Source organism: Escherichia sp. MOD1-EC5189 (assembly GCF_002966045.1).
Classification (GTDB): Bacteria; Pseudomonadota; Gammaproteobacteria; order Enterobacterales; family Enterobacteriaceae; genus Escherichia; species Escherichia coli_F.
Genome location: NZ_PTRX01000055.1, coordinates 1 through 9,384, shown reverse-complemented (window position 1 = coordinate 9,384; position 9,384 = coordinate 1). Strand labels below are relative to the sequence as shown.

Annotated in this window: 11 protein-coding genes and 1 pseudogene; 9 read left to right on the top strand and 3 right to left on the bottom strand. The window is 45.6% G+C overall.

Going from position 1 to position 9,384, the window contains the following annotated elements:
* Positions 1 to 77: 77 nt before the first annotated feature.
* The 6 genes and pseudogenes from ATB02_RS24840 to excA all read left to right on the top strand — a co-directional run.
* Positions 78 to 485, top strand: a pseudogene (locus ATB02_RS24840) (ATP-binding protein); the annotation flags it as partial.
* The gene (gene traV, locus ATB02_RS24835) at positions 485 to 1,099 is read left to right on the top strand and encodes an IncI1-type conjugal transfer protein TraV (RefSeq protein WP_000337399.1); all 615 of its coding nucleotides are present in this window, start codon (positions 485 to 487) and stop codon (positions 1,097 to 1,099) included. The pseudogene ATB02_RS24840 and the gene traV, both read left to right, overlap by 1 nt.
* Positions 1,066 to 2,268, top strand: a complete 1,203-nt coding sequence (gene traW / locus ATB02_RS24830; protein ID WP_033560223.1) for an IncI1-type conjugal transfer protein TraW — start codon at positions 1,066 to 1,068, stop codon at positions 2,266 to 2,268. Before traV ends, traW begins: the two co-directional genes overlap by 34 nt.
* 28 nt (positions 2,269 to 2,296) lie before the next feature.
* On the top strand, positions 2,297 to 2,881 hold the full coding sequence (gene traX / locus ATB02_RS24825) for a conjugal transfer protein TraX (RefSeq protein WP_089559597.1): 585 nt from the start codon (positions 2,297 to 2,299) through the stop codon (positions 2,879 to 2,881).
* Positions 2,882 to 2,977: 96 nt separating this feature from the next.
* Positions 2,978 to 5,149, top strand: a complete 2,172-nt coding sequence (locus ATB02_RS24820) for a DotA/TraY family protein (RefSeq protein ID WP_105272372.1) — start codon at positions 2,978 to 2,980, stop codon at positions 5,147 to 5,149.
* Between the two features lie 70 nt (positions 5,150 to 5,219).
* On the top strand, positions 5,220 to 5,882 hold the full coding sequence (gene excA, locus ATB02_RS24815) for a plasmid IncI1-type surface exclusion protein ExcA (RefSeq protein WP_089559594.1): 663 nt from the start codon (positions 5,220 to 5,222) through the stop codon (positions 5,880 to 5,882).
* A 71-nt stretch (positions 5,883 to 5,953) separates the two neighbouring features.
* Here excA and ATB02_RS24810 read toward each other — a convergent pair whose 3' ends face one another.
* Entirely contained in the window at positions 5,954 to 6,163 is a 210-nt protein-coding gene (locus ATB02_RS24810; protein ID WP_079975703.1) for a HEAT repeat domain-containing protein, read from the bottom strand.
* Positions 6,164 to 6,494: 331 nt separating this feature from the next.
* Here ATB02_RS24810 and ATB02_RS26505 point away from each other — a divergent pair, with 331 nt between their 5' ends.
* Positions 6,495 to 6,671: a hypothetical protein gene (locus ATB02_RS26505; protein ID WP_001054898.1), complete on the top strand. Its 177-nt coding sequence runs from the start codon at positions 6,495 to 6,497 to the stop codon at positions 6,669 to 6,671.
* 64 nt (positions 6,672 to 6,735) lie between these two features.
* Here the strand turns inward: ATB02_RS26505 and dqlB are convergent, their stop codons facing one another.
* Positions 6,736 to 6,831, bottom strand: coding sequence for a DinQ-like type I toxin DqlB (dqlB, locus tag ATB02_RS26965; protein WP_001303310.1), 96 nt, complete (start codon positions 6,829 to 6,831; stop codon positions 6,736 to 6,738).
* A 497-nt stretch (positions 6,832 to 7,328) separates the two neighbouring features.
* Here dqlB and ATB02_RS24805 point away from each other — a divergent pair, with 497 nt between their 5' ends.
* On the top strand, positions 7,329 to 7,580 hold the full coding sequence (locus ATB02_RS24805; RefSeq protein WP_089559592.1) for a hypothetical protein: 252 nt from the start codon (positions 7,329 to 7,331) through the stop codon (positions 7,578 to 7,580).
* A gap of 71 nt (positions 7,581 to 7,651) precedes the next feature.
* Here ATB02_RS24805 and ATB02_RS24800 read toward each other — a convergent pair whose 3' ends face one another.
* On the bottom strand, positions 7,652 to 7,804 hold the full coding sequence (locus tag ATB02_RS24800) for a Hok/Gef family protein (RefSeq protein ID WP_024179505.1): 153 nt from the start codon (positions 7,802 to 7,804) through the stop codon (positions 7,652 to 7,654).
* A gap of 626 nt (positions 7,805 to 8,430) precedes the next feature.
* Between ATB02_RS24800 and finQ the strand changes: the two genes are divergently transcribed.
* On the top strand, positions 8,431 to 9,210 hold the full coding sequence (finQ, locus tag ATB02_RS24795; RefSeq protein WP_276527221.1) for a protein FinQ: 780 nt from the start codon (positions 8,431 to 8,433) through the stop codon (positions 9,208 to 9,210).
* Positions 9,211 to 9,384: the final 174 nt, after the last annotated feature.

The window sequence follows — 9,384 nt, the reverse complement described above, 5'->3', positions numbered from 1 at the left end:
ATCCTGAGTAAAACGGTGGATCAATATTGGGCCGTTGGTGGAGATATAAGTGGATCACTTTTCATCCGTCGTTGACACTGCGCTACAAACCCGAAGATATCCCCGTACTGAGGGATAACTTCAACGTTCCTGAATTTATGCTGAAACGCTTCCTGAAAATGCCGGAAGGCCCGGCACCAGATGGTAGTGGTGTTCCTGTTCTGGGAGTATTCAGGGTAAAAAGTGGCACGCTTGCGAGAATACTCAAATTTACCGTCGGTCCACTGGAGCTATGGGCGCTGAACTCATCGCCAAAAGACAGTGCCCTGCGTAAAACACTGACAAATAAGTTAGGTTCAGTTCGGGCACGTAAGATTCTGGCCGAAAACTTCCCCAGAGGTTCTGCAACGTCATTAATTGAGCACCGGGCGGGCCAACATAACAGTGACAATGTTATTGAAGAACTGGCCTCGGAGCTCATCCGAAAACAGGGATACAATCTCTGATGTGTACAATTCATATCACCCCACGCTGCCGGAGACCTGCCAGAGGGCAGGTATTTCTTAAAAAACTTGAGGTAAAAGGTGACAGTTTCTCATTCACTCTGCCGTCACGTGTCTTCAGGTTACATCCGGCCCCCAATCCCAGAGTGATATACGCCTCGGATGCCAGAACACAGGGAAAGGTCACAGGCATGCGGCTGTTGTTGCCGTCCAGCACAGATGAGCTGATAACAACGGCAATATGGCAGGTTTCTGTCCCGGATGAAGCACCATTCGACGTTCAGCATGTCATCCAGTGGATACTCCCTTCACCGCTGGCTTCGCTGATGTCCGATGATACCTGGTTATGGCCATCCGTTCCCGGAACGCCGGCACTGAGTGCCGGTGACTGGCCTGTTATGGATACTGACCCTTCCACCTTACGGCGCGTCAGACGTCGTTCTTTCAGCATCATCGATAACCGGAACAGGAAAGGTTATATCACCAGGCGATATCAGTGTTTCCCACTGGCCCCACTACCTGAAGACAGAAAATACGACAGCCTTCCTGACCTTGTGCTCCATCCCGAGCAGGAGACAATAAAATGCAAAGAAAAACATTACTCGCAGCCCTTATAGCCACCCTGAGTGGAACGGCATGCCAGGCTCATGCTTATTCAGTCACCGTCGTCGCCAGCCGGCCTGTTGAAGAGCAGGTCATCCCCAGAATGGAAGCCATCAAAGATGTCCTTGGCAACATACTGAGTACCCAGACAGCCACGGGTACCGCTATCAATCAGAACTCTGAAAAGCTGGCAAGTGTCATTGCCCAGAACGGACAGGCGACACGTCAGCAGATGATTTTCAGTAATGAAACTCAGCGCCTCGAGGAGGCACGGAAAAGCTTCACCGTGCCAGACTCCATCTGCAGTGAATCCGCATCAGGGATTGCAACAGAAAGCAAAAGTGCCTCAGCATCCGCAGCCTCAAAACTCAGTAAAGGTGGCGGTGTGAGCAACCGTAACATCCGCGACCGTCTGGCCAGCGCAGCAAACTCTCCCGTGCGGGAAGCTTATGATGGCGCGGCCATACACGCCAGTTACTGTACAGAAGCAGAATATGCACGTTTTGGAGGAACCGCCGTTTGTCCTTCTGTGGGCGAAATACCAGGTGGAGACAGTCAGGTACGCTCGATTTACCACGGCGCAGGTACAGCGGACACACCTGCGGCACTGACATGGGATCAGAAGCAAATAGATGCAGCGACGGCTTACATGAAAAACACTTCCCGCCCCTCTGCCGGTCGTGCTCTGGGTAAAGGAGAAGTGAATACCCAGAGTGGGCGAACCTACGTCGGACTCCAGAACGAATACAACGGCATCATTGATTCTGCGTCGAATCCCCAACTGACGTTGATTGCTGACAGCACGCCTAATGAAAGCACACGTAAAGCATTGGCTGAAACACTGCAGTCAGACTCAGCGGCCGCTTACTTCGACCAGGTGGCTTCACCAGAAGCAAAAGCACGGGGATATATGAGTACCCGTGAGTTTGAAGCTTTTGAGGCTGGTCGGCGCTACGCCAACACAGCATACCTGGTGGATTTACAGGAAATGCAGGGGGATAACCTGCTCCGTGAACTGGTAAGAATCACTGCGCAAATGAACTGGCAGCTGAACGATCTGAAAGAACAGATCCGCCAGGGTAATGTTATCTCTGGCCAGCAACTGGCTCTGACTGCCCGCCAGTATTATGAAAAACAACTCGGTAGCCTTGAGAAAACAATCAATCAGGCAAACGCACGTTGAAAGCTGACGTCAGAACAGGACTGAAAAAATGAATAAGTTACCGGAAAATTCAGACCAGACGAAAAACGTCAAAAAATCACCATCCATAACCCGCATAGCCACCCGGAGGATTATTAACATTTTTGTTCCGCTGATGGAAACTCGCCTGATAACGAATTCTGTACAGCATATGCTAAAGCAACAAAAAAGCAGGCTGGAAAAATTCCGTCAGGTAAATAATAAAAAGGCGCAACTCTGCCTCTCGTGGGAAGAAGCTCTGCAGGCCAGCCATATGTCAGTAGACGATCTGGATCGCCGTTTCCGTCGGCGCAGAACAGCATGGCGGTTATGCTGCTGGAGTCTGCTGGCCATCGCTTTATTCCTCAGCGGTATGCTCTTTGCCGCCTCCTCATTACCTTTGATGACACTGGTACGCGCCATCAGCACTCTTATGTTGATACTGTCAGGCGTCGCTCTTTGTGCTTCCAGAGCTCTGATAGTTACATACCGCCTCTGGCAGTTGCATGAACGAAAAGTCAGCGAACCCGAGCAGGGGACTTTCCGTGATTTTCTGAACGACCGCAATGGCTGGCGCAATGCCACATTAATTGCCGTAACCAGTAAACAATACTGATCACGTCCAGATGCCAGTACCACTGGCATGTCGCCATCCCCCTTAATTAAATCCTGTGTGGCCTTTGCCCATACGCAATTCTATTCCGGAGTTACTGTGAAAATTTTACTTCGCGCACTCTGTGCAGGCCTTGCTATATCCTCACTGCCGGCAATGGCTTCAGTGACCTATCAGGATATTGTGTCTGCCGCCACCAATCCTGACGATCTGTCCCGCCAGGCGCTGGTCACGATATTCGGTGATGTGGTCACCAATCCACTGTCAACCAGCGACCCCACCCTGATCGGAAGCATGTTCTGGGTGTTCAACAATATCATTGCCGTACTTGCTATCGTCTGGTGTATCTTCATTAGTATCCGCCATGTTGTGCGTTCGGGGCATCAGGGACAGGTATTCAGCGTCGGGCGCGATATTGTCGGCATACTGAGTTTCGTCGCAGGTTTTCTGATGATCGTTCCTACCGGAAATGGCTGGAGTCTCGCTCAGCTCATTATGTTATGGGGCGCATCGATAATGGGGGTGGGGTCCGCCAATGTGATGGTGCAAGTTGCCGCTGATAATATCGCAAATGGTTATTCAATGACTGTACAGCCAGTTCAGGCATCCACACAAACAGCAGCGCGTGGCATTTTTGAAATGGAACTGTGTAAGTATGCGGTTAACGCAGGGCTAAATGATTTTAATCAGACGGCCAAATCCTCGACTTCACTGATGACAGAATCAGCTAAAACCGCCAGTGGTAATTACACTGTCACAGTATCCAATGGCAGCGGTATCTGTGGTACTGCCAGCCTGTCAGTAGAAGGGAACGGAACAACAGATCAGTCGACGATTGGAAAATTCTTTAATCCCTTCAGTAAAAACGAATACAGCGGTGTTATCTCAGCACAACGTGCAGCCATGGATAATATGATTAGCGACATGGACAACGCTGCCAGTGAGTTTGTGACAACATTTCTGGAAAAAAGAAATTCTGGCAACGGAACACTGCCGGATATCGAGACACGGATTCAGAGAGCAGCCGACGAGTATGAACGTGCTGTACAAAAATCATTACCTATTGATAACGGAGAACAATCCAGGAAAGAAGCTCTCAAGTCTTATCTCACAACCTATGGATGGGTGACGCTTGGCGCGTGGTATCAGACCTTTGCCACTGCTAACCAACGTCTGGCAGAGCTGGCTGACAGAGCTCCAGCTGTAACCTCAATGTCATCACTGGGAGAAGTTGGTGATACTGACTTATTCAGTGCAGTCATGAGTGCCTACAAGACTCAATTACAGAACACCACCTATACACCGCCTCTGGGCACTGTTACATCAGCCAATGAGCAACGAATGGCTAATGCGCAAGATCCAAACTCTGCAATATCTGCAATATTAGGCAGAAACATGGCGTATTACACAAATCTTATTGCAACAGAAATAAGTGGTTCAGGCACCACCAGTAATCAAGTCAACCCTCTGATAAAAATGAAAAATATCGGAGATATAACAATGGTCAGCACTGAAGGACTCTGGACTATATATACAACTGCCAGAGTTGTAGTTGCCGGTGGCGACGCTTCAATTCTTGTAAAACTATTTAACTCACTAACAGGTGCCGCTTCGATGCTTACCGCGCTGTTTGAAGCACTTGCTCCACCAGTTTACTTTCTTTTGTTCCTGATGTTCTGCGCTGGATTTTCCTTATCAATTTACCTACCATTTATTCCGTTTATTTTCTGGATGACAGGCATCGGGAACTGGATAGTCAGCGTATTAATAGGATGTACCGCCGGGCCTCTGTGGGCTGCAACACATCTCGGGACATCAGAAGACAGAGGAAGTCGGGCAGCCTACGGTTATATATACTTAATTGATAGTATGATAAGGCCGCCCATCATGGTCTTCGGTTTTTTCTTTGCTTCTGTAGCCATCATCGCTGTAGGCACAATACTGAATACATTATTTGGCGCTGCCCTGGTTAACGTACAGTTCAATTCGCTGACCGGTATTTTCAGTCTTGCTGGTTTCCTGCTGATATACGCCAGAATTTGTACAACCACTGTAGCTGCCATATTTGCCCTTCAGGCCTACCTACCTGATCATGTTATTAATTTCCTGGGTGGACGTGATGGAGCTAACACACTTGGCAGCATGGCAAATTCTGTTAAGGAAATATTTATTGGAGGAAGTCGCAATATCCGACATGCTCCCGGAATAAAAAATGAACATCTAAAAGATTTAACAAAAGGGAAAGACGAGAAAGATGGAATAAAAGGATAAGACCAATATAAATATTGCACAACCTCCCCATCGGTATTAGAATAATAAATAGTACGAGGGGAGGCATTATATGAAAACCAAAAAAGAGACAACTGACAGATTTCCAACCTGGTGGCTACTTTATTATGTATTAAGGAAAGCTTATTTCTTTCTTGGCATTCCTTTTTTCCTGTTTTGTGGTGTTATGTCTATCACTGGATTGATAATAGACCCATATTACGGGAAAGACGTTAATGCTTATTTCTACATATTGTTATGGTGGTTCTTATTACTTGCGCCAGGTATATGGATGTATTCACGTGCAAAGACAAGGAGAGAAAAGATAAGAAAAGTTGTACAAACAATAAAAGAGTCAGGCTTCTACTCTCCAGAGAAGGGGTATGAAGGATTATCTTTAACTCAGGGAGCTTATTTTGGTATTGACCTTAAAAATGGCACAATGTTGTATGTCCGTATCTATCCAGGCAACATTATGGATGTTATCGGTTTTGACATTCATAATTTCACTCGTACTGTAACAGACGACAAAACACTGGAAATTCATACAAAATACATCAATCTGCCAATGATTCCTATTCCATCATGGTGTACTCATCCAGAAACCGCATCAAACACCATGCACGCTATGGCAAGTCGAGGATATGATTACCCTGTCGACTTTCCTCGTCTGATTCAGGAAAAGCGTAAGGAGTGGGAGCAGATTGCAGGCATGCCTGTAGCCGAAGTATTTTAAGATAAGCTCCCTCCATAACAGCCGGTTCAAATGAGCCGGCTTTTGTTCATTACAACAGATAACTTATGCCGTTACCGATAAATTCGACCAAGTGCTTTAATCGCAGCAATTTTTATTTCCATATCATCACTTTGACTCAATCTATGTAATTCACGCGTAATGTTCTCCGCCTGACATCGGCCTTCACCTAATGCATAGATCACAGCAAGTGTAACGTCTTTTGATTTACTCTTCATCATTTCAAACAAGAAAGTATTAGCTATCGCAGGAGGCATGCTCATAATCAATCCTCTTCATGAAATAAACAATGGCACTCACTTACAAACAGGAGTCCACTATCGCAAGCGACTCAACTTAGTAATATCTCTCAATTTGAATGAAAAAACCAGATGGCATGTGACAGGGAACCGTCCGCATGATGTCCGTGACTATTTAACCCCATAAGCTGATAAAACATGAATACCGGTATCTCAATGCGAAGAAATAATCTCCGTAGAATCCCCCATGAGAAAAATATCATATGGGAGAAAATCGCAATTATCACAGCCAGTGCATTCATTATTTTCGTTGTGCTCTGGCATTAATTATTTTCAACACAAAAAGGAAAAAACAATGAATCTGGTAGACGCCTTTGTCAAAAAAGTAATATCCGGGCCGTATGAAGAATATGGAAAATGGTGGATAGATGTCGAATACATTTCATGGGGTGTTCCCGGGAAAACAAGACTGATGTTTGACTCAAAGGAGCAGGCACTGGAAGTTAAAGAAGGGTACAAATTTTTAACGTGAGATCTCTTTTTGTTAAAGGGCAGGAAGCGGTCACCTCCTGCCCTTAGTTACGTTTCCAGGCTTATCAGTCGACAAGTTCCCGGATCAGTTCCAGAACAGCAATCAGCGCGTTTGCAACGGCAACCACTGCCCTGAGAACGATGATTAACAGATTAATCATCCGTTTTCCCTTGATAAGGGAGCGAAACACCGCAGCTTACTCATGGGCTGCCTGTCACTACGGTTGCCTCTATTGTTAGATACAGACTGCCTCACTCCGACCAGAGCACCGGAAGCAGCACCACCTGTTATTCCGACCAGGACTTAACAAATCCGTCAGTTGTCGAACTCAGACAATCAGTAGAGCTAACATTTTGTATACTACTTGATTAGCAGGATTTTTGACATAGTGTGGGACAAAGCATAGAATTGATTATGTTAGATACAGACTGTCTTTTCCCGTCCAGAGCAACCAACTCTGTAGCGGAACAGTAAAAAAGCCGACCTCACCAGTCGGTTTTTTTACATCTGTTGTTTCTGCAAATCCGCCCCGCCATGCCCGTCACACCGGGGAAACTCATGCTCTGAATCAGAACCAACCATCTCAACTTTGCCGTCTCCTGAAAAAACTGGCACATTCAGTTCGATAACTACCCATAAATACAGAGAGAAAATCCGATGTCAGAAAAGTGGAGTAAAGAATTCGACTCTTGCTTTCAGGTGGGGAGCATAGAAGAAATTGCCGATGCTCTCGAGAAACGCTGCGGAAGCGAGGAAAATGCGTTAGCCATGCTGGCAATGACAGCCTTCACACTCATGACCCGACGTGGTATCTGCGAAATGCAGAACGTGGCCCCCGATGGCAAAGGCATTCGGCTGGAGCTAATGGGCTTCAGGGAAAATGAAACAATACCGGATACGCTTCATTGAAGAAGAAAGGGCGCAATGAGGTCAGCCTTCGCAACAAAGCGGCGGCAGAAAACCTGCCGCCGTGTTGCCCGTTAACGTTTAACTTCGTAGGCTAACGTTGCCACAAGCACTGTGTTTCCCTGCTGGAGCCGGAGTCCGCAAAGCGAATCCCTCACTATCCAGACAAAACACAGAATCGTCACACAGACGACGATTAACATCATTAAAAACGTTCGCTGTGGCATCATAGCCCCTCCATTGCCTTACGGCGGTTATCGGGCTACTATAATGTTGTTCACGCATTACAGTAGAGCCCTTGGTTGATTGATAAAAAAATCTCCAGGGGCTTTCTGCTGTATACCGTCCACAAAACGCTTTCGGCATACAGCCTCAAGCGCCCGCAGCTATTCTAACGACTTTCGTATCTGTAACAATCCTTTTATTATTTGAATGATTCAGCGTTGTTTTTGAAGTTAACAACCAACCCAATACATGGTTCTCTACTTCACAACAACGCATGTTATGCTGATTTTAGTTAATAAAAGAATCCCCTTAGGAGATGGAAATGTCGCAGTTAAAACAACCTATTTTCCTGAAAAAGATAAAAAAAGTCATCAACACAATCCCTGGGCTTGAAGAGCAAATCTTTGCATGCCGAAATAAAAAACGCAGCTACAATCCATTATTATTTATCGACAGAAAAGATGAAGAACGCATACTAATGAGTCGTCTCCAGAGCCAACAAAAAAATGAAGAACTGGCTTCTAAACTAGAATCTTTATTTCATGGAAACGAATTATCGTCACCACACAGTATTTTGTGTTTTATATACTGGCGCTATACAAAGAAAATTTATCGCCTAAGCGAGGACATCATCAGTGATGTGGCTAACACCTATGTTGATAACATTCCTGCACAGATCCTCAAGGAACTCCCTTCATGGAGTATCTATGTTTCAGCCGAAAATCTGCATACTATACTTCCTACGTCCTATCCGATACATGGATTTTTCTTTTATCCATTTTTGGACAATAATGGAAATATTATCCGGCTTTTCATTATTGATGATCTGAAACAAAGTCAAGGAACTACAGGGCTAAAAGAAAAGAATGTTGACGTCGTCAATAATATCATCAGAATAAAGGACTCTCGTGAAGGACTTCTTGACTCCAGAAAGATGGAGTGTATCGATGGTGAAGTCGTCGTAACAGTTAACGAAAAGCTCAAAGATTTCAGAGACAGGGAGTTTAATCTTCTTAACGCACAGATATCAATGGTGCTTTATATCTGTTCACAGATCAATGATATAAAAGAAAAAAATCAATTTAAACGGTCAGAAAAGCACAAAAAGCATGTTCACACTCACCATGAACTACCAGCACAAAACATTCGGGAGTGGGACGTTGGTATTCGAATGGGGCAAGCCATACGGCAATATCGCCAAGCAGAACCCACAGGGAAAGAGCGGACAACAATAGGTAGCAAACGTCCTCATATACGCCGGGGACACTGGCATACATACTGGACAGGAAGTAAGAAACCAGAACTAGCCCATGAGCGTAAACCTAGATTAATATGGTTACCTCCGGTACCAGTTAATTTAGAAGACGTAAACAAACTACCGGTGGTAATAACACCCATTGATAAATGACCTGAAAAGTATCTTTTCCGGTAGGATGTACACATATCTAAATTATCAGGCTACTATAATGTTGTCTAGGCATTACAGTAGAGCCCCTGGTTGATTGTGTACTGACCCCAAAAAGTTGGACAGTTAAACACGAGGCATATAGGTCTGATTCCGATATTCAATTGGAGTCAGACC

What these genes read in the sequence shown, in the direction of transcription:
- traV (WP_000337399.1), top strand. Translation starts at nt 485, where the DNA reads ATGTGTACAATTCATATCACCCCACGCTGCCGGAGACCTGCCAGAGGG.
- traW (WP_033560223.1), top strand. Translation starts at nt 1,066, where the DNA reads ATGCAAAGAAAAACATTACTCGCAGCCCTTATAGCCACCCTGAGTGGA.
- traX (WP_089559597.1), top strand. Translation starts at nt 2,297, where the DNA reads ATGAATAAGTTACCGGAAAATTCAGACCAGACGAAAAACGTCAAAAAA.
- excA (WP_089559594.1), top strand. Translation starts at nt 5,220, where the DNA reads ATGAAAACCAAAAAAGAGACAACTGACAGATTTCCAACCTGGTGGCTA.
- ATB02_RS24810 (WP_079975703.1), bottom strand. Translation starts at nt 6,163, where the DNA reads ATGAGCATGCCTCCTGCGATAGCTAATACTTTCTTGTTTGAAATGATG.
- ATB02_RS26505 (WP_001054898.1), top strand. Translation starts at nt 6,495, where the DNA reads ATGAATCTGGTAGACGCCTTTGTCAAAAAAGTAATATCCGGGCCGTAT.
- dqlB (WP_001303310.1), bottom strand. Translation starts at nt 6,831, where the DNA reads ATGATTAATCTGTTAATCATCGTTCTCAGGGCAGTGGTTGCCGTTGCA.
- ATB02_RS24805 (WP_089559592.1), top strand. Translation starts at nt 7,329, where the DNA reads ATGTCAGAAAAGTGGAGTAAAGAATTCGACTCTTGCTTTCAGGTGGGG.
- ATB02_RS24800 (WP_024179505.1), bottom strand. Translation starts at nt 7,804, where the DNA reads ATGCCACAGCGAACGTTTTTAATGATGTTAATCGTCGTCTGTGTGACG.